Origin of the sequence: Pseudomonas moorei, from assembly GCF_008801475.1 — a bacterium.
In the GTDB taxonomy this organism is placed as follows: Bacteria; Pseudomonadota; Gammaproteobacteria; order Pseudomonadales; family Pseudomonadaceae; genus Aquipseudomonas; species Aquipseudomonas moorei.
In genome coordinates this window covers 23,169-47,275 of record NZ_VZPP01000016.1, presented here as the reverse complement: position 1 = coordinate 47,275, position 24,107 = coordinate 23,169, and the positions used below count along the sequence as shown (strand labels likewise).

The window sequence follows — 24,107 nt, the reverse complement described above, 5'->3', positions numbered from 1 at the left end:
CGCCAATGTGAAGCCAATAAAAAACCCCGCCTGCTTTCGCAGGCGGGGTTTTTCGTACGGGGTAAGGCTGGCTTACATCATGCCGCCCATGCCGCCCATGCCGCCCATGTCTGGCATGCCGCCGCCAGCTGGTGCGTCTTCCTTGATCTCGGCGATCATGGCTTCGGTAGTGATCATCAGGCTGGCAATCGACGAAGCCGCTTGCAGAGCCGAACGAGTCACTTTGGCCGGGTCCAGGATACCCATTTCGATCATGTCGCCGTATTCGCCGGTCGCGGCGTTGTAACCGAAGTTACCTGCGCCTTGCTTGACCTTGTCGACTACAACGCTTGGCTCGTCGCCGGAGTTGGCAACGATCTGACGCAGCGGCGCTTCTACAGCGCGACGCAGCAACTGGATGCCCACGTTCTGGTCATCGTTGTCGCCTTTCAGCTCGCTGATGGCTTGCAGGGCACGAACCAGTGCCACGCCGCCGCCAGGTACCACGCCTTCTTCAACGGCTGCACGGGTAGCGTGCAGGGCGTCTTCAACGCGGGCTTTCTTCTCTTTCATTTCCACTTCGGAGCCAGCGCCAACCTTGATCACTGCTACGCCGCCGGACAGCTTGGCCAGACGCTCTTGCAGTTTTTCACGGTCGTAGTCCGAGGAAGTTTCAGCAACCTGGGCGCGAATCTGGGTGATGCGCGCTTCGATGTCGCCTTGTACGCCAGCACCGTCAACGATGATGGTGTTTTCCTTGGACAGGGTGACGCGCTTAGCGTTACCCAGGTGCTCCAGGGTAGTGCTTTCCAGGCTCAGACCGATCTCTTCGGAGATCACGGTACCGCCGGTCAGAACAGCGATGTCCTGCAGCATGGCTTTGCGACGGTCGCCGAAGCCTGGAGCCTTGACGGCTGCGACTTTAACGATGCCACGCATGTTGTTCACAACCAGAGTCGCCAGGGCTTCGCCTTCAACGTCTTCGGCCACGATCAGCAGTGGACGGCCGGCTTTGGCAACGGCTTCCAGCACTGGCAGCATTTCGCGGATGTTCGAGATTTTTTTGTCGACCAGCAGGATCAGTGGACCGTCGAGTTCGGCAGTCATGGTTTCCGGCTTGTTGACGAAGTACGGGGACAGGTAGCCACGGTCGAACTGCATGCCTTCTACAACCGACAGTTCGTTTTCCAGGCCCGAGCCTTCTTCAACGGTGATCACGCCTTCTTTACCGACTTTTTCCATGGCTTCGGCAATGATGTCGCCGATGGAGCTGTCGGAGTTGGCGGAGATGGTGCCGACCTGAGCGATTGCCTTGGTGTCAGCGCATGGCTTGGACAGGCCTTTCAGTTCCTTGACGATCGCGATGGTCGCTTTGTCGATACCGCGCTTCAGGTCCATCGGGTTCATGCCGGCAGCGACGGCTTTCAGGCCTTCGTTGACGATCGATTGAGCCAGAACGGTAGCGGTGGTGGTGCCGTCGCCCGCATCATCGTTGGCACGGGAGGCAACGTCTTTGACCAGCTGCGCGCCCATGTTTTCGAAACGGTCTTTCAGTTCGATTTCTTTGGCTACGGAAACGCCATCCTTGGTGATGGTCGGAGCGCCGAAGCTCTTCTCGATGATCACGTTACGGCCTTTCGGGCCCAGGGTCGCTTTTACTGCGTCGGCCAGGACGTTGACGCCGGTCAGCATTTTCTTACGGGCGGAATCGCCGAATTTAACTTCTTTAGCAGCCATGATCGATATTCCTTAAATACTTTGTAGTAGCGGGAAAATGAGCGGGGAATCAGCCTTCGACAACAGCGAGGATTTCGTTCTCGCTCATTACCAGCAGGTCTTCGCCATCGACTTTCACAGTGTTGCTGCCGGAGTAAGGACCGAACACAACCTTGTCGCCCACTTTCACGGACAGTGCACGCACTTCACCGTTTTCCAGTACGCGGCCGGTGCCTACAGCGAGGATTTCGCCGCTGTTGGCTTTTTCAGCAGCCGAACCTGGCAGGACGATACCGCCAGCGGTTTTCTTTTCTTCTTCGCTGCGACGGATGACGACGCGGTCATGCAGAGGACGAAGCTTCATTGTCGATCTCTCCTAATTGTGGTTTTCATCGGCCGGTGTGGTCCCGGCGGGTTTAACAAAGTTCGGCGGTGCCGGGTGCGGTTCGTCGAGCGAACCGCGGAAGTCTGTCTGGCTTATCACCAGAAACCTTGCGGTGACCGTTACATAAGGGCGCATAAGGTTATTACAAGGGCGGCGATCGAAAAAATTTCATCTCGATGCTCCGTAAACGAACACGGCACCCGAAGGTGCCGTGTCGATATAGGGCGTTACTTGGTATCGCGGTGTTCGAATTCGCCTTCGATCACGTTGGGCTCGCGGCCCAACGGTTCGCGTGGCGCAGGGCCGCCGCGGGACTGAAGGTCATCGGCGAAGGCGCGTTGACGGATCGCTTGTTCCTCGGCGCGCTGGCGCATTTTGTTGGCCACCAGCCGACGGGAGAGCGGCAGCAGCATGATCAGACCCAGCACGTCGGTGACGAAGCCGGGCAGGATCAACAGACCGCCAGCCAGGGCCAGCATCAAACCTTCGAGCATGGTCTGGGCGGGCAGTTCGCCTCGATTCAGACTTTCACGGGCACGCAACGCAGTTGCCAGGCCGGCGATCCGCAGCACGAACACGCCGAGCATCGAGCCGAGAATGATCAGCAGCAGGGCCGGGAAAAACCCGATCGCCCCGGCCACCTTGACGAAAACGAACAGCTCCAAAACCGGGAGCAGTACAAAGAGCAACAGAAAAGGGCGCATCAAATGGTTCCTCAACGCAAGAATGCCTTGCCAGTAATCCCTAGATGACGTCGCCGTTTCGTGAATTCAAGCGTCGGCTACTTCATTTTTCGGCCAATGCTCGGCGTGAGCCAGGAAAACCAAGGCTTCGCGAACTTGTGTCGGCGTATTACACGGTGCCGGGAATGCCAGCCAGTAGAGTCCCTGGCCAATGCGCAGATGCATGCCCTCACTGTCGATGCCAACCATCTGTGCCGCTACGGTTTTCGGCAATCCGCTCAAATCGACGTAATGGGCAATGGCCTTGGCGTGATCGGCATTCATGTGTTCGACCATGCCCACTTCGGCCTTGCCGGCAAAAGGGTTGGCCAGGGTCAGTTCGTTGACCCAGTGAATGGCGCCGAAACCGCCGATGTAACGATGGCGCACGGGCTTGAGCACCCAGAAATCGAAATCATGGGCCTGATGATAGTTCTGCGATTCAGGAAAATAGCGATAGTAACGTTCAGCGGCCGCTTCGATGGCCGCCTCGTCCTCAAGCTGTTGCGCCTCAGCCAGGTAAGTCAGACGGCCGACCGCTTGTACATCTTCGGCCCCACGCTCCCCGACAAAGAGCGAGCATTTCGAGTCTTTTTGCAGGTTATGGGTGTGCTGGGCGATACGGCTGATGAGGATCAGCGGCCGGCCCTGCTCGTCCAAGCAATAAGGAACCACGGAACCGAACGGAAAACCGGGCATCGCTTTGGAGTGCGTGGAGAGCACCCCACGGTATTCCTTGAGCAGCAATTCTCGTGCATGCTTGGCAGCTTCAACGCTCAATTTATGACTCCTTATATAGAATCTGTCACAAAAGCGGACAGGCGATCGCCAATAGATCCAGATCGCCATCGGGGCAGTTCTCATGTGCAGCCAGGCCACGTCGGGCGTAGATCGAGAGGCTCTCTAGAAGGAATCCACTTCAGACCTGCTACCGGGGCATGCGAATGCAACTCACTGACAAAGTAATCATTATCACTGGCAGTTGCCAGGGTTTAGGCCGCTCCATGGCCGAGTATTTCGCCGACAAGGGCGCAAAGCTGGCGCTGGTGGACCTTAACCAGGACAAGCTCGACGACGCCGTGGCGGCCTGCAAGGCCAAGGGTGTCGAAGCCCGCGCCTACCTGTGCAACGTCGCCAACGAAGAACAAGTGACCCACATGGTGGCCCAGGTCGCCGAAGACTTCGGCGCGATCCATGGACTGATCAATAACGCCGGGATCCTGCGTGACGGCCTGCTGCTCAAGGTCAAGGATGGCGAAATGACCAAGATGAGCCTGGCCCAATGGCAAGCGGTCATCGATGTCAACCTGACCGGTGTGTTCCTGTGCACCCGTGAAGTCGCGGCGAAAATGGTCGAGCTGAAGAACAGCGGCGCGATCATCAATATCTCCTCGATTTCCCGTGCAGGCAACGTCGGTCAGACCAACTACTCCGCCGCCAAGGCCGGTGTTGCAGCCGCCACCGTGACCTGGGCCAAGGAACTGGCGCGCTACGGCATTCGTGTCGCCGGCATTGCGCCAGGCTTTATCGAAACCGAAATGACCCTGGGCATGAAACCGGAAGCGCTGGAGAAGATGACGTCTGGAATTCCGCTCAAGCGCATGGGCAAACCGCAAGAGATCGCCCATTCGGCGGTGTACATCTTCGAGAACGACTACTACACCGGGCGGATCCTGGAAATGGATGGCGGGTTGCGCATCTAAAGCCCACGCAAAACAACGGTAGGAGCGAGTTTGCTCGCGATGGACTTGATGGCGATGCGTTTTTCCAGAAAAAACGCGTCATCGTTTACGTCCATCGCGAGCAGGCTCGCTCCTACAGACAGCACATCAATCGTCGCTGACAGTGATGTTCGGCATCGCCGGCGTCGCAGCTTCCTGCAACACGATGCGCGCGCCGACATGGCGGGCGAGCTCCTGGTAGACCAGCGCAATCGGGCTGTCCGGCTCGGCGATCACCGTTGGCTTGCCACCGTCGGCCTGTTCACGGATAGCCATCGCCAGCGGCAATGAAGCCAGCAGTTCAACGCCATACTGGTTGGCCAACTTCACACCACCGCCCTCACCGAACAGATGCTCGGCATGTCCGCAGTTGGAGCAGATGTGCACGGCCATGTTTTCTACCACGCCGAGCACCGGAATGTTCACTTTGCGGAACATTTCCACGCCCTTGCGCGCGTCGAGCAAGGCCAGGTCTTGCGGCGTGGTAACGATCACCGCACCGGCCACAGGGACTTTCTGCGCCAGGGTCAGCTGGATGTCACCGGTGCCTGGCGGCATGTCGATCACCAGGTAATCCAGATCGCCCCATGCGGTCTGTGTCACCAGTTGCAACAAGGCGCCGGAGACCATCGGCCCACGCCAGACCATCGGCGTGTTGTCGTCGGTCAGGAACGCCATGGACATCACTTCGACACCATGGGACTGGATCGGCACGAACCATTTCTGATCCTTGATCTGCGGCCGGGTGCCTTCGGCGATGCCGAACATGATGCCCTGGCTTGGACCGTAAATGTCCGCATCCAGAATGCCCACTTTGGCGCCTTCGCGAGCCAGCGCCAATGCCAGGTTGGCAGCAGTGGTGGATTTGCCCACGCCCCCCTTGCCGGACGCCACGGCGACCACGTTCTTGACGTTGGCCAGACCGGGAATCTGAGCCTGGGCCTTGTGCGCGGCAATCACGCTGGTGATCTCGACACGCGCAGTCGTCACGCCGTCCAGGCCTTCGATAGCCATCTGCAACATTTGCGCCCAGCCACTTTTGAACAGGCCGGCGGCATAGCCCAGTTCGAGCTGGACGCTGACGCGGTCGCCAGCAATATCGATGCTGCGCACACATCCGGCGCTGACCGGGTCCTGGTTCAGATAAGGGTCGGTGTACTGGCGAAGAACGGCTTCCACCGCTGCGCGATTGACGGCGCTCATGGGCAACTCCGATAACAAGACTGGAAAATCAGGCGGGTATCCTACGCCGGACACGGATTTGTGGCGAGGCTGGAAAGTTGCCTGTGGCGCGGGGGCTTGCCCGCGTTGGGGCGCGAAGCGGCCCCGAATAAACCCACGCCGTGTTCAAGACTTGACTCATTCGCCTTCTCGCAGCCGTCGGGGGCAAGCCCCCTCACCACATAAAGCGCATTTGCAACACAACTCCCCCGAGCCACGGGGTGAAAAATCTGCGCCAGCCCTTTATAGTGACCGACCTCCGTTTCATCAAGTAGCCGAGCCCCATGTCCGAGCCACGCAAGATTCTCGTCACCAGCGCCCTGCCCTATGCCAATGGTTCGATCCACCTCGGCCATATGCTGGAATATATCCAGACCGATATGTGGGTGCGCTTCCAGAAGCACCGCGGCAACCAATGCATTTATGTCTGCGCCGACGACGCCCACGGTTCGGCGATCATGCTGCGCGCGGAAAAAGAAGGCATCACCCCGGAACAACTGATCGCCAACGTCCAGGCTGAACATAGCGCCGACTTTGCCGATTTCCTGGTGGACTTCGACAACTTCCACTCCACTCACGCCGAAGAAAACCGTGAGCTGTCGAGCCAGATCTATCTGAAGCTGCGGGACGCCGGGCACATCGCCACCCGCTCGATCACCCAGTATTTCGACCCGGAAAAGAAAATGTTCCTGGCCGACCGCTTCATCAAGGGCACTTGCCCGAAATGCGGCACAGAAGACCAGTACGGCGATAACTGCGAAAAATGCGGCGCGACCTACGCACCGACCGACCTGAAAGATCCGAAGTCGGCGATTTCCGGTGCCACCCCGGTACTCAAGGATTCCCAGCATTTCTTCTTCAAGTTGCCGGACTTCCAGGAAATGCTGCAAACCTGGACCCGCAGCGGCACCCTGCAAGACGCCGTCGCCAACAAGATCGCCGAGTGGCTGGACGCGGGCCTGCAACAGTGGGACATCTCCCGCGATGCGCCGTACTTCGGTTTCGAGATCCCCGACGAGCCGGGCAAATACTTCTACGTCTGGCTGGACGCACCGATCGGCTACATGGCGAGCTTCAAGAACCTGTGCAACCGCACGCCGGAGCTGGACTTCGATGCGTTCTGGGGCAAGGACTCCACCGCCGAGCTGTATCATTTCATCGGCAAGGACATCGTCAACTTCCACGCCCTGTTCTGGCCAGCGATGCTTGAGGGTGCGGGCTACCGCAAGCCGACCGGCATCAACGTGCACGGCTACCTGACCGTCAACGGTCAAAAAATGTCCAAGTCCCGCGGCACTTTCATCAAGGCCCGGACCTATCTGGACCACCTGTCGCCGGAATACCTGCGCTACTACTACGCGGCCAAGCTGAGCCGTGGCGTCGATGACCTCGACCTGAACCTCGAAGACTTTGTGCAGAAGGTCAACTCCGACCTGGTGGGCAAAGTCGTCAACATCGCCAGCCGTTGCGCCGGCTTCATCCACAAAGGCAATGCCGGCGTGATGGTCGACACCAACGCCGCGCCGGAACTGACCGATGCGTTCCTGGCCGCCGCGCCAGGCATCGCCGACGCCTATGAAGCCCGCGACTTCGCCCGCGCCATGCGCGAGATCATGGGCCTGGCCGACCGCGCCAACGCCTGGATCGCCGACAAGGCACCGTGGTCGCTGAACAAACAGGAAGGCAAGCAGGACGAGGTCCAGGCCATCTGCGCCACGGGCGTCAATCTGTTCCGCCAACTGGTGATCTTCCTCAAGCCGGTCCTGCCGCTGCTGGCCGCCGACGCCGAGGCGTTCCTCAACGTCGCCCCGCTGACCTGGAACGACCATGCGACCTTGCTCGGCAACCATCAGCTGAACGAGTTCAAGGCGCTGATGACCCGTATCGACCCGGTCAAAGTGCAAGCCATGACCGATGCTTCGAAAGAAGACCTGACCGCCAGTCAGACCGATACCGGCGCAGCTGCACCGGCCGGCAATGGCGAACTGGCCAAGGACCCGCTGTCACCGGAAATCGAGTTCGATACCTTTGCGGCGGTCGACCTGCGCGTCGCCCTGATCGTCAAGGCCGAACACGTGGAAGGGGCCGACAAGCTGTTGCGCCTGACCCTCGACATCGGTGACGAGCAACGCAACGTATTCTCCGGCATCAAGAGTGCTTACCCGGACCCGTCCAAGCTCGATGGTCGGCTGACCATGATGATCGCCAACCTCAAGCCTCGCAAAATGAAGTTCGGGATCTCCGAGGGCATGGTCATGGCGGCGGGTCCCGGCGGTGAAGAAATCTACCTGCTGAGCCCTGACAGCGGCGCCAAGCCTGGCCAGCGGATCAAGTAAGGTCACTGCGGCCAATCGATCCCACAGTCGTGCCTGGCGCGACTGTGGGATTTTCATGTCTGGCCCACCCTCCGCCCTTGCCGGATAATGCCTAAGCTTTTTAGACCGCTTTTGTTAAAAAGCCCCCGTTCTTGCCGGCACGATCATGACCGAAACGCTCCTTACACTTGTCAGTGCAGCCTTGATCAACAACCTCGTGTTGCACTCGCCGCTGGGCGTCGATCCGCTGTTGGGCAGCGAGCGTCAGCAGGTCCATGCACTCGGCATCGCGACCACCTGCTTGATGCTGATCGCCGGCATACTCGGCTACGCGCTCTACCACTGGTTGCTGGTGCCGCTGGACATGGCGTCACTGCGTCTGTTTGTGTTTCTGCCATTGAGCGTGTTGTTGATCACTCCGTTGCTGAAATTGCTGGGGCGGATGCTCCCGACACTTTCCTTCGATGGTCTCTGGCTGTTGCTGCTGGGCAATGCGGGCGTGCTTGGCGTAGCGCTGATCAACGTCGAGGATGACCATGGATTCTTTCACGCCACGGCCATGAGCCTGGGTGCCGGGCTGGGCTTCTGGCTGGTGCTGAGCCTGTTTCAAGACCTGCGCCAACGCACACTCAATAATGATATCCCCCTGCCCTTCCGCGGCTTGCCGATCGATCTGATCAGCGCCGGCCTGATCGCGGTGGCCTTTCTCGGATTCAGCGGACTGATCAAAACATGAGTCTGATTCAAAGCATCGATGCCCTCTTGCCACAGACTCAATGCGGCAAGTGCGGCCATCCCGGATGCAAGCCCTACGCCGAAGGTATCGCCAACGGCGAGCCCATCAACAAGTGCCCGCCGGGCGGCAGCGAAACCATCAACGCCCTGGCCGAACTGCTGCACGTACCGGTGCTGGAACTGGACACCAGCCGTGGTTCGGCTCCGGCGCAGATCGCCTATATTCGCGAGGCCGAATGCATCGGTTGCACCAAATGCATCCAGGCCTGCCCGGTAGACGCCATCGTCGGCGCGGCCAAACTGATGCACACGGTCATCATCGACGAGTGCACCGGTTGCGACCTCTGCGTGGCACCCTGCCCTGTCGATTGCATTGAAATGCGTCCGTTGCCGATATCCACAGTGCTGCCGATTGTTGGAGGCCTGGCATTCAGCCTTGAAGAACAACGCGCCCGCACAGCCAAACGTAATCGGGCACGGCGCCGTTTCGAGCAGCGCAATGCGCGGTTGCAGCGTGAAGAAGAACTGAAGGCCGCCGAACGCCAGGCCCGGGCGCAACGTGCCGCCCAACCCAGCGTAGCGACGCTCGACCCGGTGCAGGCCGCCCTTGAACGCGTGCGCGCCCAGAAGGCCGCCACTGCCGATGCAGCATTGAAAAAAGCCAAAATCGATCTGGCGATGAGCCGCGCGCAATTGAACAAATCGCTCAAGGCCTTCGGCCATCCGCCGACCTTCGAGCAGCAATCGCAACTGATCGTCCTGCAACAGCAGTTCGAGGCGGCCGAGCAAGCCTTGATGCAGCTGGAAAATACGGCTGTGCCCGCCCCGGCGCCCGCTGTTACGCCAGTAAAAGATGCCGATCTGAAACGGGCCAAGATCCAGTTGGCCATGCGCCGCGCCGAACTCAAGAAAGCTCAGACCCATCAAGCTCCCACTGAACAGATCGAAACTCTGGAGCGCGCGCTCAGCGAGGCCGAGCAAGCCTTGCATGCCGCCGAGGCCCTCAGTGAACAACCCTTGCCTGACCTGGCTCGCGTGGAAAAGCGTCCGATCGACAGCCAGCTTCGGCAACTGAAGACCGAACTTGCCTATGCCAGGGCCGACGTCAGCAAACTCGAACGTCGCGCCGATACTCCCGCCGAACTGATGGAAAAGGCCCGCGCTCGCCTGCAGGAAGCCGAGCGTCAGGTGAACGCCCATGCCGCCCCTTGAACCGGTCGACGAGCGCCTTCAGCAGGCCATGCAGCGGGTGCTCCTGGCAACGCTGCCGGGCATGCTCGCGTTGTTCTGGCTGTATGGCTGGGGGGTCCTGATCAATCTGGTTCTGGCGGCAGTAGGCACTCTGGCCGCTGAAGCGGCTGTGCTGAAGTTGCGCAAGCGCTCACTCAAGCCAAGCCTGAGCGACGGCAGTGCATTGGTCAGCGCGACATTGCTGGCCCTGGCTCTGCCGCCTTACTGCCCTTGGTGGTTGACGATCAGTGCCGCCACTTCAGCCATGCTGTTCGGCAAGCACTTGTATGGCGGCGTCGGCAAGAATCCATTCAATCCGGCAATGCTTGGTTTTGCCTTGGTGCTGGTGACGTTTCCGCAACAAATGACGCACTGGCCAACCTCCCACGGCATGGACCTGATGGGTGGCCTTCAGCAGGTTTTCAGTATTGGTCAGTTGCCGGATGCCTGGGTTCAGGCCACGGCGCTGGACAGCTTGCGGATCAACAAAAGCCTGACCATGGATGAACTGTTCGCTACCAACCCTGCATTTGGCCAATTCGGTGGTCGAGGTGTGGAATGGGTGAATCTGGCGTTTCTGGCGGGCGGCGCGTTTTTGCTGCAACAGCGCGTGTTCAGTTGGCACGCGCCGGTTGGCATGCTCGCCAGCCTGTTCGTTATCAGTTTGTTGTGCTGGAACGGTTCGGGCTCCGATTCCCATGGTTCGCCGCTGTTTCACCTGCTCAGCGGCGCCAGCATGCTGGGCGCGTTTTTCATCGTTACGGAACCGGTGTCCGGCGCGAAAACCCCCGGCGCCCGACTGCTGTTTGGCGTGGGTGTCGGGCTGCTGACATATTTGATTCGCACCTGGGGTGGTTACCCCGACGGCGTGGCGTTTGCCGTGCTGATGATGAACCTGTGTGTGCCGGCGCTGGAGCGGCTTGTCGCGTCCAGGCAGGAGCGGACAGTGTCATGAACAGAGTATCGAGTGTTGCGATCCTGGCACTGCTGGCATGCCTTGGTATTGGCGTGACGTACTTTGTGCAGCACAGCAGTGCTTCGCGTATTGCGAACGAGCAGCGCCTGATCGACAGTCGCAACCTCCTAGACCTGCTGCCGCCTGACAGTTATGACAATCAACCGCTGGAAAAGCCGCTCACGCTCGAAGACACAGCGCTGGCCAATAGCACAGTGCTGAGTGGTTACCTGGCAAGCAAATCCGGCCAACCCTGCGCGGTTTTACTGCGTAGCCAGACCCTGGGCTACGCCGGTGCCATCGAGTTGCTGATCGCCATCGACTCCCATGGCAGGTTGGTGGGGGTCAAAACCCTGAAGCAATCGGAAACGCCGGGACTTGGCGCCCGGATCGCCGATTGGCCCAACGCCTGGCTGCAACTGTTTTCCGGCACGTCTCGTACGGATCCGGGCGATAACGGCTGGGCGCTAAAAAAGGATCAGGGACAATTCGATCAGATCGCGGGGGCGACCATCACTTCAAGGGCGGTGATTAACGCCACCCATGACGCACTGCGCTATTTCGATGAGCACCGGCAAGCTCTGCTTGGGGGGGCGTCCCATGATTAAGTCACCGTTTCTGCAGAACTCGCTGATGTTGGCACCACTGATTGGCGCTACTGGCTCACTGGTGAGCGCTGTGGGTTTGTGGCTGATGTTCATGGCGGTCACCAGTGCTTTTGGCCTGAGCATGAACGCGTTGCGGCCCCGACTGCTGTCCGCATCACGCCTTTTGGCGAGCGTGCTGATCGCTGCGACATTAACCAGTTGTGCAGAACTCGGCGCACAAGCCTGGTCGCTGCAATGGCATCAACAAATGGGCGTGTATGCAGGCTTGATCGCGGTGCAATGTGTACTGCTGGAACACTCCGGTTATTTCCAGAGCTCACTGGCCGATCGCTTGCGCATGTGCGGTGTGTTCGGTGTGCTGATGGCGGGCCTGGGCCTGCTACGCGAGCTGATTGGCTACGGGACTATCGCTCGCCATCTGCCTTGGCTCGCCGGTTCGGCGCAAGCGGATTGGCAGGGCTGGGCATTGAGCGCCGATGGTGGCTTGCGCCTGGCCATACTGGCCCCGGGAGGATTCATTCTGTTGGGAATGCTGGTTGCCGGTTGGCAGATATGGCACCGTCCAGCACCTTAAACTGACCGCTTTCGAGGAAACGTACCGCCCATGAATGCCGCAAAACGTCTGGAAATTTTCCGCAGACTGCATGAAGACAACCCGGAACCAAAGACCGAACTGGCCTACTCATCACCGTTCGAGTTGCTGATCGCGGTGATTCTTTCGGCACAATCGACCGATGTCGGCGTCAACAAGGCCACGGCAAAGCTGTTCCCGGTTGCCAACACCCCGGCGGCGATTTACGCCTTGGGCGTCGAAGGGTTGTCGGAATACATCAAGACCATCGGCCTGTACAACAGCAAAGCAAAAAACGTGATCGAAACCTGTCGCTTGCTGCTGGAACGCCACGCTGGCGAAGTGCCGCAAACCCGCGAGGAACTGGAAGCACTGCCCGGCGTGGGACGCAAAACGGCTAACGTGGTGCTCAATACCGCATTTCGCCAACTGACCATGGCCGTGGACACCCACATCTTTCGGGTCAGCAACCGCACCGGCATCGCGCCTGGCAAGAATGTGGTGGAGGTCGAAAAGAAGCTGATGAAATTCGTGCCCAAGGAATACCTGCTCGATTCCCATCACTGGCTGATCCTTCACGGGCGCTACGTATGCCTGGCCCGCAAGCCTCGCTGTGGCAGTTGCCGCATCGAAGATTTGTGCGAATACAAGCACAAAACCTCCGACGATTGAGGCGCTATTGGATTTATTGATTTATCGATTGAAAAAATCTTTTTTACCCGCCGGGAGATTATCGATATAAGGAGCCCCAAAGGCAGTCTTAGCCTGGAGTAACTAAATGAGCACTGGCAAAGAGCAATTAGACGTAGAAGACGACTTTACCCCCGTTGAGGCCGATGACGCTGAACCTGTGGTTGAAGTGGCGAAAACCAACCTGAGCAAACGCCGTACCATCGACAATCTGCTGGAGGAGCGCCGACTGCAAAAGCAATTGGCCGATTACGATTTTGACTTATGACACCTGAAAGCCTCCCGAAACGGAGGCTTTTTACTTTGACCGTACCGCGATAAATGCCCGTTCATCGCACTTCGCCAAATACTGATGCCATCACACCAGTCCGTTACGTTGCGCCAATTCAATCAGGTCAACCAAAGAGCGCGCATTAAGTTTCAACAGCAAACGGGTCTTGTAAGTGCTGACAGTCTTGTTACTTAAGAACATTCCATCGGCAATCTCCTTGTTAGTCTTGCCCTTGGCCAACTGTTGCAAGACCATCATTTCCCGCCCCGACAGACGATCCACCATATCGGCTTCACTCGCGTTCCCCAGACTTGCACGAACCGTGTGCAACGCCTGATTGGGAAAGTAACTGTAGCCGGATAAAACAGCTTTTATTGCACTGAGCAACTCAGTCAAATCCTGTTGTTTGCAAACATACCCGGCAGCCCCCGATTGCATGCAGCGCATGGAAAAGTGTCCTGGCGCCTGGGATGTCAATATCAACACTTTCATGGGCATCGTAGGCGTTGCCAATCGAGCAATGACTTCCAACCCATCCAGTTTCGGTATTCCAATATCCAGAATAACAATATCCGGCATATGTTCACGGGCAAGTTGCAATGCATCCACGCCATTGTCTGTTTCTGCAACGACTTCGTAGCCATGACGCTCCATCAGCATACGTACCGCAAGACGAATGACGGGGTGATCATCCACGATCAGCACTTTATTCATGGGCAGTCCAATTTTCGCTGTTCGAATTTTTAGAGCCCGCACAATAGCCTAGTCGTTTCACCCATGGCATGCCGCTACCCCCAGCCACCCACACCGAGAGACATTCCCTACAAACATCGCGGATTAGTCTTACAAAAAAACCGCCTTCAAAATGCATCGGAAACAAAATTCACGTGAAGACAATTCGATTCTCAATGGATTTTTGTATCCACTTACGACCAAAAATATGAGCACGACTACGGGATGGCGGCAGTCCGGCAGATACAAATCATTCAGTCACGCCTAATAAGTAACTGATATTTTCCACATCTATTTTCTTACCAGAAATATCACACACCCAGCATCCGCTTACTCTTACAGCAGGAAAATTATTATGCGCGATATATTAAAAAATACGACAACCCAGCAACCAACCCCGACACACGCACAGAACACCACCCATTAAATTAGATAAATCGAAATTGCCAACACATGGACACCATGACAACACCCATCCAAAATCAATTTATCAACCCACCGAGAAGACCAACTTAAATGAGCAGACAACATGACAAAACTAAAGAACAAGATCACCAACCCCATGACTGTCATCGCGATATTCGCAACATTATCCGAAACATCAGCAGCCATTTCCCTGCCTTTTCTGGACAATAAGGACAGAGAAATCTACATATGGTTTCTGATCAGCTTCCCCTTTTATTTGCTGCTTCTTTTCTTCGTCACACTCAATTTCAATTATCGGTCGCTATACGCCCCATCGGATTTTGAAAAGGGAAAGCACTTCCTGAAAGCTCTGGATAATACCGAGCCTTCGGCAAACAACGATCCAGCGGTATCGAGGGAAAACACCAAGCGACATAAGCCAACGGATGACCGGCGATCCACTTCGCCTTCTTGCCCCGCTCAGACGCCGACGGCGGGCCCAGGCGTACAGCAGCGCATCCAACAGGCCGAGGTGCTGAATGATCTTTGCATCATTGATGCGCGCTGGCTTGGCAAAAAAACTCAGTTCAGCGCTTTGCTGGAGAAAATCCAGAAGCCGCAGGAAAGACAGACACACATCATTTTGTTTCTCACCTGTGCTGAATCGGAGACGGCACTGAAAGAAAGCGCATTCAAACATTCAAGTCAGGCACGAAAACACGACAAGGCCGCATTTTATGCTGCTTACAATTTGAATTCACATGAGGTGACAGTGATTGATCAGAGCGACCAACGATAAGCAGGTCGTAACGCAGGACACGTGAAGCGGAATTAAAGAGGCAAGGTATCGACAAGTGGCAGGTAGATCGTGGTATCGCAACGCCAGGTAAAAACAAATTCCGGGCTTGTGGCCTCGTCAATGACGAGGCCACAAATCCATTACCCACTCAAAGGTCTCAGAAAAGCTTCCGGCCTTTGTTAGCGGCAATGCGCATGCGCAATGCGTTGAGCTTGATGAAGCCCGCCGCATCAGCCTGATTGTAGGCGCCGCCATCTTCCTCGAACGTGGCAATGTTGGCGTCGAACAACGACTCATCGGACTTGCGGCCGGTGACGATCACGTTGCCCTTGTACAGCTTCAGACGCACAACACCGTTCACGTGAGCCTGGGACGCGTCGATCATCTGCTGCAGCATCAGACGCTCAGGGCTCCACCAGTAGCCGGTGTAGATCAGGCTGGCGTACTTCGGCATCAGCTCATCCTTGAGGTGAGCCACTTCGCGGTCCAGGGTGATCGATTCGATCGCACGGTGGGCGCGCAGCATGATGGTGCCACCAGGTGTCTCGTAGCAGCCACGGGACTTCATGCCCACGTAACGGTTCTCGACGATGTCGAGACGACCGATGCCGTGTTCGCCACCGATACGGTTCAGCGTTGCCAGCACAGTGGCCGGAGTCATTTCGACGCCGTCCAGTGCGACGATGTCGCCGTTGCGGTAGGTCAGCTCCAGGTACTGCGGCTTGTCAGGTGCCTTCTCGGGGGAGACGGTCCAACGCCACATGTCTTCTTCGTGCTCGGTCCAGGTGTCTTCCAGCACGCCGCCTTCATAGGAGATGTGCAGCAGGTTGGCATCCATCGAGTACGGAGATTTTTTCTTGCCGTGACGTTCGATCGGGATGGCGTGCTTCTCGGCGTAGTCCATCAGCTTCTCGCGGGACAGCAGGTCCCACTCACGCCAAGGGGCAATCACTTTCACGCCTGGTTTCAATGCATAGGCACCCAGTTCGAAACGAACCTGGTCGTTGCCTTTGCCGGTGGCACCGTGGGAAATGGCGTCTGCGCCGGTTTCGTTGGCGATTTCGATCAGGCGTTTGGCGATCAACGGACGAGCGATGGAAGTACCCAGCAGGTACTCGCCTTCGTAAACGGTGTTGGCGCGGAACATCGGGAAAACGAAATCGCGCACGAATTCTTCGCGCAAGTCGTCGATGTAGATCTCTTTCACGCCCATGGCCTGTGCCTTGGCGCGTGCCGGTTCGACCTCTTCGCCCTGACCCAGGTCAGCGGTGAAGGTCACCACTTCACAGTTATAAGTATCCTGCAGCCACTTGAGGATCACCGAAGTGTCCAGGCCGCCGGAATACGCCAGAACGACCTTGTTTACGTCCGCCATGCCATCACTCCACGGGGTTCTACGGAAAGCCGGGAAGTCTACCGCTCATGCAGGATAATTTACAGAGGCGCGACAGCTTATGACGACGAAGCGACAGATTATGTCGAGAGCGCGACGATGACCGGTGAGTCAGGAAGTCGCCGATGTAGTGGGCTTCGTGGCTTGCGGGGCGACTTGCTCCGGCGCTGCGCCTCGCTCCAGGCGCACCGCAACTCGACGGTTCTTGGCCCGGTTGGCGTTGTTGGTGTTAGGTGCCAACGGGTAGCGCTCACCGTGAAACCGCATGGTGACCTGGGATTCCTGAATGCCATTGGCCTTGAAGAACTCCATGACCGCCAGGGCCCGGCGCCGTGACAGCTCACGATTGGTCAGACGATTGCCGCTGTTGTCGGAGTGTCCATCGAGCTCGATGTGATTGACCGTTGGATCGGCCTTCATATACTCAAGCATCACCTGCAACTTGGCTTTCGCGGCAGCGTCCAGATCAATTCCACCGCCGGGGAAGCCCACTTCGGATTGCTTCACCTGCTCGAAGTTTTTCGGCAATAACTTGGCCACGCATCCCTGATAGTCGGCGAACGCCTTGCTGAACTTTACCGGCAGCAGTCGCACTTCCGACACACGGCCATCGCCCGATGAATGGCGGACCACAGGGCTGCGCCCGTCCATCAGGCCGCTGATCAATCGCCCGGCCTGCGCCTGCGAGCTGCTGAACAGCACGTTGCCACTGCCGATGCTCACCGTACCTAGGTTGATGTCGCCACGCCCCGGCTGCCAAGGCGCAGCCGCCGCCAGCAAGGTGGCCGAACCGCCCCCCATCATCGCGTTGTAGGCTTTCAGACGAAATGTCGCCTGCTCGCCGGCACGACGCACGAACTCACCCGAACCGAAGTCAGTGATCGGCTGGGTCAGCCTGCATTCGAACTTGTCACCTTCGACCGTCCACTCGATGCTCTCCAGTCGGGTCTGGAAAGTGAGCGCCATCGCAGGGAGGCTGGCAAACACACTGAGCAAGGCTAAATAACGCTGGCGCACGGGAGGCTCCACTGGCTTCTACAACAAAAAGACCGACACACATATGTTTACGGCATACCTGTTGGATATCGGAAGCTTCCCGCAAAACTTGATAGCGAGTGCCTGCAAGAGTCTTTTCCGGTAGCATTCCCCTCAGTTTGACCCGCCTGGAATCCCCTCATGTCCGACCGCCTGACCCTGCTGCGTCCCGACGACTGGCACATTCATCTTCGCGATGGTGCCGTGTTGACCAATACCGTTGCGGATGTTGCGCGCACCTTTGGTCGCGCCATCATCATGCCCAACCTGGTTCCGCCGGTCCGCAATGCGGCTGAGGCCGACGGCTATCGCCAGCGGATTCTCGCTGCTCGCCCGGCCGGCAGCCCGTTCGAACCGCTGATGGTCCTGTACCTGACCGACCGCACCCAACCTAAAGAAATTCGCGAGGCCAAGGCCTGCGGTTTCGTCCATGCCGCCAAGCTGTACCCGGCCGGCGCGACCACCAACTCGGACTCTGGCGTGACCAGCATCGACAAGATCTTTCCTGCACTGGAGGCCATGGCCGAAGTCGGAATGCCCCTGTTGATTCACGGTGAAGTCACCCGTGGCGATGTCGACGTGTTCGACCGCGAAAAGATCTTCATCGATGAGCACATGCGCCGTGTGGTCGAGCGTTTCCCGACCCTGAAAGTGGTGTTCGAACACATCACGACCGCGGACGCCGTGCAGTTCGTCAACTCGGCTCCGGCCAACGTGGGCGCAACCATCACCGCCCATCACCTGCTGTACAACCGCAACCACATGCTGGTGGGCGGGATTCGGCCGCACTTCTACTGCCTGCCGATCCTCAAGCGCAATACGCACCAGGAAGCCCTGCTCGACGCCGCCACCAGCGGCAGCGAAAAATTCTTCCTCGGCACGGACTCGGCGCCCCATGCCCAGCACGCCAAAGAAGCCGCTTGTGGCTGCGCTGGCTGCTACACCGCCTATGCCGCCATCGAGTTGTATGCCGAAGCCTTCGAACAGCGCAATGCGCTGGACAAGCTGGAAGCCTTCGCCAGCCTCAACGGCCCGCGTTTCTATGGCCTGCCGGCGAACACCGATCGCATTACCCTGGTCCGCGAAGAATGGACCGCCCCAACCAGCCTGCCGTTTGGCGAGCTGACCGTTATCCCGCTGCGCGCCGGTGAAAAACTGCGCTGGCGCCTGCTGGAGGAACACGCGTGAGTGAAGAGCATTTCGATGACGAACAGGATGGTCATGGCGGCGGAGGCGGTCCACGTCATCCAATGGCTGCCAGGTTCCGTGGTTACCTGCCTGTTGTCGTCGACGTAGAAACCGGTGGCTTCAACTCGGCCACCGACGCCCTGCTGGAAATCGCCGCGACCACCATCGCCATGGATGAAAAGGGTTTTGTGTACCCGGATCACACCTACTTTTTCCGTGTCGAGCCGTTTGAAGGTGCGAACATCGAAGCAGCAGCCCTGGAATTCACCGGCATCAAGCTCGATCACCCATTGCGTATGGCCGTGAGTGAAGAAACAGCCCTGAACGACATCTTCCGTGGCGTGCGCAAGGCCCTGAAGGCCAACGGCTGCAAGCGGGCGATCCTGGTCGGGCACAACAGCAGCTTCGACCTGGGTTTCCTCAACGCTGCGGTCGCGCGCCTGGACATGAAACGCAACCCGTTTCACCCGTTCTCCAGTTTCGATACGGCAACCCTGGCCGGTCTGGCTTATGGCCAAACCGTGCTGGCCAAGGCCTGTCAGGCAGCCGATATCGACTTCGACGGTCGCGAGGCTCACTCCGCTCGCTACGACACCGAGAAGACGGCTGAACTGTTCTGCGGCATCGTCAATCGCTGGAAGCAAATGGGCGGCTGGGAAGATTTCGACGATTGACCTGCAGGAGCGTGCCTGCTCGCGATGGTCGTCAACGATAACGCGGGGGATCTGGCTCCCTGCGGTGTCCAGAGTTCATCACGAGCAGGCTCGCTCCTAGAGAGCGCATAAAAATCACCCATAAAAAAACCGGCCTCTCAGAGGCCGGTTTTTTTTGGGAGCGTGCCTTACAGCGCAGCAGCGTGCTCGGTCAGGTAAGCCGCAACGCCTTCTGGCGAAGCGTTCATGCCCTTGTCGCCTTTTTTCCAGTTGGCAGGGCAGACTTCGCCGTGCTCTTCGTGGAATTGCAGAGCGTCGACCAGGCGGATCAGCTCTTCCATGTTACGGCCCAGTGGCAGGTCGTTGACGATCTGCGAGCGAACAACGCCTTTGTCGTCGATCAGGAACGCGCCACGGAAAGCAACGCCGTCAGCGGACTGAACGTCGTAGGCCTTCATGATTTCCTGCTTGATGTCGGCAGCCATGGTGTAACCCACCTGGCCGATACCGCCGTTGTTCACCGGGGTGTTGCGCCATGCGTTGTGGGTGAAGTGCGAGTCGATCGACACAGCGACCACTTCCACGTTGCGCGCCTTGAAGTCAGCCAGGCGGTTGTCCAGAGCGATCAGCTCGGACGGGCAAACGAAGGTGAAGTCCAGTGGGTAGAAGAACACCAGGCCGTATTTGCCTTTGATGGCCGAAGACAGGGTGAAGCTGTCAACGATTTCGCCATTGCCGAGTACGGCCGGTACGGTGAAGTCAGGGGCTTGTTTGCCTACGAGTACGCTCATTGGATATCTCCTGGTGTAGAAACGTAAAAAACAAGGTTGGTGCCAGCCTGCCACCCTCAGGCGACAGCCCTGTGACACAAACCCGTTTCGAAAAGACCGGCCATCATACACTGCGTTTTTGGCCTGTCCTCAACGCTTTTTTCCCTCCGCCCTGAAAATGCGCGGCCGGATTTTGTTTCTCACGCCCAGAGACGAACCGTTCGTCAGTACCGGAAAAAGCCTTCCGAAAGCACTTTGACAATCATTCTCGTTAACATTAAGATCCATCGCATTCCAGACATAAACAAGCGACGGTCTTCACTTATGTATGTTTGCCTCTGCACTGGCGTCACCGACGGCCAAATCCGCGATGCGATCTATGAAGGATGCTGCAGCTACAAGGAAGTCCGCCAGGCTACCGGCGTTGCCAGTCAATGTGGCAAATGTGCCTGCCTCGCCAAGGAAGTGGTCCGCGAGACCCTGACAAAACTGCAAACGGCCCAGGCCGCGATTCCTTTTCCAGCAGAATTTACAGCTGCATAAATACCGCATTTCAAAAAACCGGACGCCAGTCCGGTTTTTTTATGCCTGCAAATCAATCGCTTATGCTCCAGACGCGGAACACAAACATTCTTATTCCTATTAATTTTTCATATAAGTTTCAATAACTTAGGTTTGACACTATTAAGTGCGCGGCTCAAACTCAGGCCTATTGACAGCTAATAAAGGGCAGGACCCCATCATGAAAGGCGACGTAACAGTCATCCAGCATCTCAACAAAATCCTTGGCAATGAACTGGTCGCAATCAATCAGTACTTTCTACATGCGCGCATGTATGAGGACTGGGGCCTGAACAAACTCGGCAAGCACGAGTACCACGAATCCATCGACGAGATGAAGCACGCGGACAAGCTGATCAAGCGTATTTTGTTCCTGGAAGGCCTGCCGAACGTTCAGGACCTGGGCAAGCTGCACATCGGCGAACACACCAAGGAAATGCTTGAATGCGACCTGCGCATCGAGCGCACCGGTCATGCCGACCTCAAGGTTGCCATTGCCCATTGCGAAACCGTGGGCGACTTCGGCAGCCGTGAACTGCTGGAAGATATCCTCGAGTCCGAAGAAGAACATATCGACTGGCTGGAAACCCAACTTGGCCTGATCGACAAAATCGGTATCGAGAACTACCTGCAATCGCAGATGGGCGAAGACGAGTAAGTTTCAGGCCCTTAATCTCGATGCAATAAAAAGCCCCGCTCTCTTTCAAGAGGCGGGGCTTTTTTGTGCCGTCTGTAGGAGCGAGCTTGCTCGCGATAGTCGTTAACCATAGCGCTGGGGCCTGACACTCCGCGGCGCTCTTTAGTCCATCGCGAGCGAGCTCGCTCCTACAGGAAGCGAATCAGGCTTCGGTCTTCTGAGCAGCAGCCTTGGCGGCAGCATCCTTGATCAGCGCCTGCAGCGAACCATCAGCGGACATTTCAGTCATGATGTCGCTACCGCCAACCAGCTCGCCAGCCACCCACAGTTGCGGGAAGGTTGGCCAGTTGGCGTATTTTGGCAGGTTGGCGCGGATTTCCGGGTTCTGCAGGATGTCCACGTACGCAAACTTTTCACCACACGCCATCACGGCCTGCGCGGCTTTCGCGGAGAAGCCGCACTGCGGGGCATTTGGCGAGCCTTTCATGTAAAGCAGAATGGTGTTGTTGGCAATCTGCTCTTTAATCGTTTCGATGATATCCATGGAGCACCTCGGCTGAACTTTCCGACTCATGGGTCGGCACGGTGGCGCATTGTAACGGAAAGCCGAGCGCCCTGCTCGGTCTCTCCGTCAGATACGATCAGGCGGCCGCCACGGTCACCGGAACGCCATTCAACGCCGCATTGCCCGACAACTCATCGAGCTGACACTCGTCCGTCAGGTCATTGGCGCTGGATCCCGGCTGACCACTGGCAATGGTCATTTGCACACCCGGTCGAGCATGGCCCCAACCGTGCGGAAGGCTGACCACTCCTTTCATCATATCCAGGCTGCCAAGCACTTCAACTTCGATCGTGCCGACCCGCGAACTCACCCGAACCCGCTGCCCGTCGCTCAAGCCGCGACTGGCCAGGTCATCCGGATGCATCAGCAACTGATGACGCGGCTTGCCTTTCACCAGGCGGTGATAGTTGTGCATCCATGAGTTATTACTGCGCACATGCCGCCGACCAATCATCAACAATTCATCGGCGGCCGGCGCCTCTAGCGCCGCAAAGCGCGCCAGGTCAGCGAGGATCACTGCGGGAGCGGCCTGTACGCTTTGACTGGCGGTTTTCAGGCGTGGCGCCAGATTGGGCTTCAGCGCCCCCAGATCGACCCCATGGGGATGATCGAACAGCGTTGCCAAAGACAATTTGTGTTCCGAGGCATCGCCATAAATCCCCATGCGCAAGCCGCGATCGATCATCTGCGAAGGGGCGATGGTCGGTTTCAACTCCTTGCCGGTCTTCGCGGCGAAGGCCTTGGCCAACCCGACAAAAATCTCCCAGTCATGTAGCGCGCCTTCGGGTTTGGACAGAATTGCGCGGTTGAAACGAGTGACGTTGCGCACGGCAAACAGGTTGAACGTGGTGTCGTAGTGGTCATTTTCCAGCGCCGAGGTAGACGGCAGGATCAGGTCGGCATAGCGCGTGGTTTCATTGATGTACAAGTCGACACTGACCATGAACTCCAGTCCGTCCAGCGCTTGCTCCAACTGCCTGCCGTTGGGCGTGGACAACACCGGATTGCCGGCCACGGTGATCAGCGCACGAACCTGCCCTTCCCCCTCGGTCAGCATCTCTTCGGCCAGCGCCGATACGGGTAGCTCGCCCGCATATTCGGGGCGCCCCGAAACGCGGCTCTGCCACAGATTGAAATGTCCGCCCGATGTAGAGGCCACCAGGTCCACCGCCGGCTCGGTGCACAACGCACCACCGACGCGATCGAGGTTACCGGTGACCAGGTTGATCAACTGCACAACCCAGTGGCACAGCGTGCCGAACGCCTGGGTCGAGACGCCCATGCGGCCATAGCAAACCGCGCTTGGCGCTGCGGCGAAGTCCCGCGCCAACTGGCGAATCTGCTCGGCGGGCACCGCGCACAACGGACTCATGGCCTCAGCAGTGAAACCTGCAACAGCCTCGCGCACCTCATCCAGGCCTTCCATCGGCAAATGACTGTCGCGGGTCAGTCCTTCGGTGAACAAGGTATTGAGCAAGCCAAATAGTAGAGCCGCATCGCCACCCGGACGCACGAACAGGTGCTGGTCGGCAATCGCCGCCGTTTCGCTGCGGCGCGGGTCGACCACCACCACTTTGCCGCCCCGGGCCTGGATCGCCTTCAAGCGTTTTTCCACATCCGGCACGGTCATGATGCTGCCGTTGGAGGCCAGCGGGTTACCGCCGAGGATCAGCATGAAGTCAGTGTGATCGATGTCCGGTATCGGCAGCAGCAGACCGTGGCCATACATCAAATGACTGGTCAGGTGATGAGGCAATTGATCGACCGATGTCGCAGAAAACCGGTTGCGGGTTTTCAGCAGACCGAGGAAGTAATTGCTGTGGGTCATCAATCCATAGTTGTGCACGCTGGGGTTGCCTTGATAGACCGCCACCGCATTTTGCCCATGACGCTCCTGAATCGCCGCCAGGCGTTCAGCCACAAGGTTGAAGGCGTCCTGCCACTCGATCGGCTGCCACTCACTGCCCACCCGCAACATGGGTTGATGGAGACGGTCAGGGTCGCTCTGAATGTCCTGCAGGGCGACGGCCTTGGGGCAGATATGCCCACGACTGAACGTATCCAGCGGATCGCCCTTGATCGAGGTGATTTGCACACTGCCTTCGAGCTCGGTGGTTTCGATGGTCAGGCCGCAGATGGCTTCACACAGATGGCACGCACGGTGATGGAGAGTCTTGGTCATGGCCAGTCTCTGTCTTGTTCTGAGCGGGCAATGTCGGCCGCGGGAACAAAACTATGGCGCCTGCCCCG

The 24,107-nt window shown here is 58.0% G+C and carries 25 protein-coding genes; 14 read left to right on the top strand and 11 right to left on the bottom strand.

Features of this window, described 5'->3' with window-relative positions:
- Positions 1-72 precede the first annotated feature (72 nt).
- From groL to F7R06_RS26015, 4 genes are all read right to left on the bottom strand, one after another.
- Positions 73-1,716: a chaperonin GroEL gene (gene groL, locus F7R06_RS26030; RefSeq protein WP_090324874.1), complete on the bottom strand. Its 1,644-nt coding sequence runs from the start codon at positions 1,714-1,716 to the stop codon at positions 73-75.
- 49 nt (positions 1,717-1,765) lie between these two features.
- Positions 1,766-2,059: a co-chaperone GroES gene (locus tag F7R06_RS26025; RefSeq protein ID WP_020799908.1), complete on the bottom strand. Its 294-nt coding sequence runs from the start codon at positions 2,057-2,059 to the stop codon at positions 1,766-1,768.
- A 248-nt stretch (positions 2,060-2,307) separates the two neighbouring features.
- On the bottom strand, positions 2,308-2,784 hold the full coding sequence (locus F7R06_RS26020; protein ID WP_090324876.1) for an FxsA family protein: 477 nt from the start codon (positions 2,782-2,784) through the stop codon (positions 2,308-2,310).
- 66 nt (positions 2,785-2,850) lie between these two features.
- Positions 2,851-3,582 carry a HugZ family pyridoxamine 5'-phosphate oxidase gene (locus F7R06_RS26015; RefSeq protein WP_090324878.1) on the bottom strand — a complete coding sequence of 244 codons (732 nt, stop codon included), beginning with the start codon at positions 3,580-3,582 and terminating at the stop codon, positions 2,851-2,853.
- Between the two features lie 164 nt (positions 3,583-3,746).
- Between F7R06_RS26015 and F7R06_RS26010 the strand changes: the two genes are divergently transcribed.
- Complete coding sequence (locus F7R06_RS26010; protein ID WP_090324879.1) at positions 3,747-4,505, top strand: SDR family oxidoreductase; 759 nt, start codon at positions 3,747-3,749, stop codon at positions 4,503-4,505.
- A 126-nt stretch (positions 4,506-4,631) separates the two neighbouring features.
- Here F7R06_RS26010 and apbC read toward each other — a convergent pair whose 3' ends face one another.
- Positions 4,632-5,726: an iron-sulfur cluster carrier protein ApbC gene (gene apbC / locus F7R06_RS26005; RefSeq protein WP_090324881.1), complete on the bottom strand. Its 1,095-nt coding sequence runs from the start codon at positions 5,724-5,726 to the stop codon at positions 4,632-4,634.
- Positions 5,727-6,028: 302 nt separating this feature from the next.
- On the opposite strand from apbC, the gene metG reads away from it, so the two are divergent.
- From metG to F7R06_RS25965, 8 genes are all read left to right on the top strand, one after another.
- Complete coding sequence (gene metG, locus F7R06_RS26000) at positions 6,029-8,080, top strand: methionine--tRNA ligase (protein WP_090324882.1); 2,052 nt, start codon at positions 6,029-6,031, stop codon at positions 8,078-8,080.
- Positions 8,081-8,225: 145 nt separating this feature from the next.
- A complete protein-coding gene (locus F7R06_RS25995; protein WP_090324884.1) occupies positions 8,226-8,795 on the top strand; it encodes an electron transport complex protein RnfA in 570 nt (189 codons plus the stop codon).
- Positions 8,792-10,006, top strand: a complete 1,215-nt coding sequence (gene rsxB / locus F7R06_RS25990) for an electron transport complex subunit RsxB (RefSeq protein ID WP_090324885.1) — start codon at positions 8,792-8,794, stop codon at positions 10,004-10,006. The genes F7R06_RS25995 and rsxB overlap by 4 nt, the downstream gene beginning before the upstream one ends.
- Positions 9,993-10,979, top strand: a complete 987-nt coding sequence (locus tag F7R06_RS25985; RefSeq protein ID WP_090324887.1) for an RnfABCDGE type electron transport complex subunit D — start codon at positions 9,993-9,995, stop codon at positions 10,977-10,979. The genes rsxB and F7R06_RS25985 overlap by 14 nt, the downstream gene beginning before the upstream one ends.
- Positions 10,976-11,587, top strand: coding sequence for an RnfABCDGE type electron transport complex subunit G (locus tag F7R06_RS25980; RefSeq protein ID WP_090324888.1), 612 nt, complete (start codon positions 10,976-10,978; stop codon positions 11,585-11,587). The genes F7R06_RS25985 and F7R06_RS25980 overlap by 4 nt, the downstream gene beginning before the upstream one ends.
- Positions 11,580-12,161: an Rnf-Nqr domain containing protein gene (locus F7R06_RS25975; protein WP_090324890.1), complete on the top strand. Its 582-nt coding sequence runs from the start codon at positions 11,580-11,582 to the stop codon at positions 12,159-12,161. The genes F7R06_RS25980 and F7R06_RS25975 overlap by 8 nt, the downstream gene beginning before the upstream one ends.
- A 30-nt stretch (positions 12,162-12,191) precedes the next feature.
- Entirely contained in the window at positions 12,192-12,830 is a 639-nt protein-coding gene (gene nth, locus F7R06_RS25970) for an endonuclease III (RefSeq protein WP_090324892.1), read from the top strand.
- 106 nt (positions 12,831-12,936) lie between these two features.
- Entirely contained in the window at positions 12,937-13,116 is a 180-nt protein-coding gene (locus tag F7R06_RS25965; RefSeq protein WP_007898493.1) for a PA3496 family putative envelope integrity protein, read from the top strand.
- Positions 13,117-13,206: 90 nt separating this feature from the next.
- On the opposite strand, the gene F7R06_RS25960 is transcribed toward F7R06_RS25965, so the two are convergent.
- A complete protein-coding gene (locus tag F7R06_RS25960) occupies positions 13,207-13,833 on the bottom strand; it encodes a response regulator transcription factor (protein ID WP_090324894.1) in 627 nt (208 codons plus the stop codon).
- A 547-nt stretch (positions 13,834-14,380) separates the two neighbouring features.
- Here F7R06_RS25960 and F7R06_RS25955 point away from each other — a divergent pair.
- The gene (locus F7R06_RS25955) at positions 14,381-15,055 is read left to right on the top strand and encodes a hypothetical protein (protein WP_090324896.1); all 675 of its coding nucleotides are present in this window, start codon (positions 14,381-14,383) and stop codon (positions 15,053-15,055) included.
- A 157-nt stretch (positions 15,056-15,212) separates the two neighbouring features.
- Here the strand turns inward: F7R06_RS25955 and F7R06_RS25950 are convergent, their stop codons facing one another.
- Both F7R06_RS25950 and F7R06_RS25945 read right to left on the bottom strand, forming a co-directional pair.
- A complete protein-coding gene (locus F7R06_RS25950; protein ID WP_020799894.1) occupies positions 15,213-16,430 on the bottom strand; it encodes an argininosuccinate synthase in 1,218 nt (405 codons plus the stop codon).
- A 129-nt stretch (positions 16,431-16,559) separates the two neighbouring features.
- The gene (locus tag F7R06_RS25945; RefSeq protein ID WP_090324898.1) at positions 16,560-17,465 is read right to left on the bottom strand and encodes a flagellar protein MotY; all 906 of its coding nucleotides are present in this window, start codon (positions 17,463-17,465) and stop codon (positions 16,560-16,562) included.
- Between the two features lie 159 nt (positions 17,466-17,624).
- On the opposite strand from F7R06_RS25945, the gene pyrC reads away from it, so the two are divergent.
- Together pyrC and rnt are read left to right on the top strand one after the other, a co-directional pair.
- Positions 17,625-18,671: a dihydroorotase gene (gene pyrC, locus F7R06_RS25940; protein WP_090324899.1), complete on the top strand. Its 1,047-nt coding sequence runs from the start codon at positions 17,625-17,627 to the stop codon at positions 18,669-18,671.
- Positions 18,668-19,345: a ribonuclease T gene (rnt, locus tag F7R06_RS25935; RefSeq protein ID WP_090324901.1), complete on the top strand. Its 678-nt coding sequence runs from the start codon at positions 18,668-18,670 to the stop codon at positions 19,343-19,345. The genes pyrC and rnt overlap by 4 nt, the downstream gene beginning before the upstream one ends.
- Before the next feature lie 167 nt (positions 19,346-19,512).
- Here the strand turns inward: rnt and F7R06_RS25930 are convergent, their stop codons facing one another.
- The gene (locus F7R06_RS25930) at positions 19,513-20,115 is read right to left on the bottom strand and encodes a peroxiredoxin (protein ID WP_090324903.1); all 603 of its coding nucleotides are present in this window, start codon (positions 20,113-20,115) and stop codon (positions 19,513-19,515) included.
- 303 nt (positions 20,116-20,418) lie between these two features.
- On the opposite strand from F7R06_RS25930, the gene F7R06_RS25925 reads away from it, so the two are divergent.
- Both F7R06_RS25925 and bfr read left to right on the top strand, forming a co-directional pair.
- The gene (locus F7R06_RS25925; protein WP_090324905.1) at positions 20,419-20,637 is read left to right on the top strand and encodes a bacterioferritin-associated ferredoxin; all 219 of its coding nucleotides are present in this window, start codon (positions 20,419-20,421) and stop codon (positions 20,635-20,637) included.
- 199 nt (positions 20,638-20,836) lie between these two features.
- Positions 20,837-21,313, top strand: a complete 477-nt coding sequence (bfr, locus tag F7R06_RS25920; protein WP_090324906.1) for a bacterioferritin — start codon at positions 20,837-20,839, stop codon at positions 21,311-21,313.
- A gap of 181 nt (positions 21,314-21,494) precedes the next feature.
- Here bfr and grxD read toward each other — a convergent pair whose 3' ends face one another.
- Positions 21,495-21,836, bottom strand: a complete 342-nt coding sequence (grxD, locus tag F7R06_RS25915) for a Grx4 family monothiol glutaredoxin (RefSeq protein WP_047532696.1) — start codon at positions 21,834-21,836, stop codon at positions 21,495-21,497.
- 97 nt (positions 21,837-21,933) lie between these two features.
- The gene (locus F7R06_RS25910) at positions 21,934-24,039 is read right to left on the bottom strand and encodes a molybdopterin oxidoreductase family protein (RefSeq protein ID WP_090324908.1); all 2,106 of its coding nucleotides are present in this window, start codon (positions 24,037-24,039) and stop codon (positions 21,934-21,936) included.
- Positions 24,040-24,107: the final 68 nt, after the last annotated feature.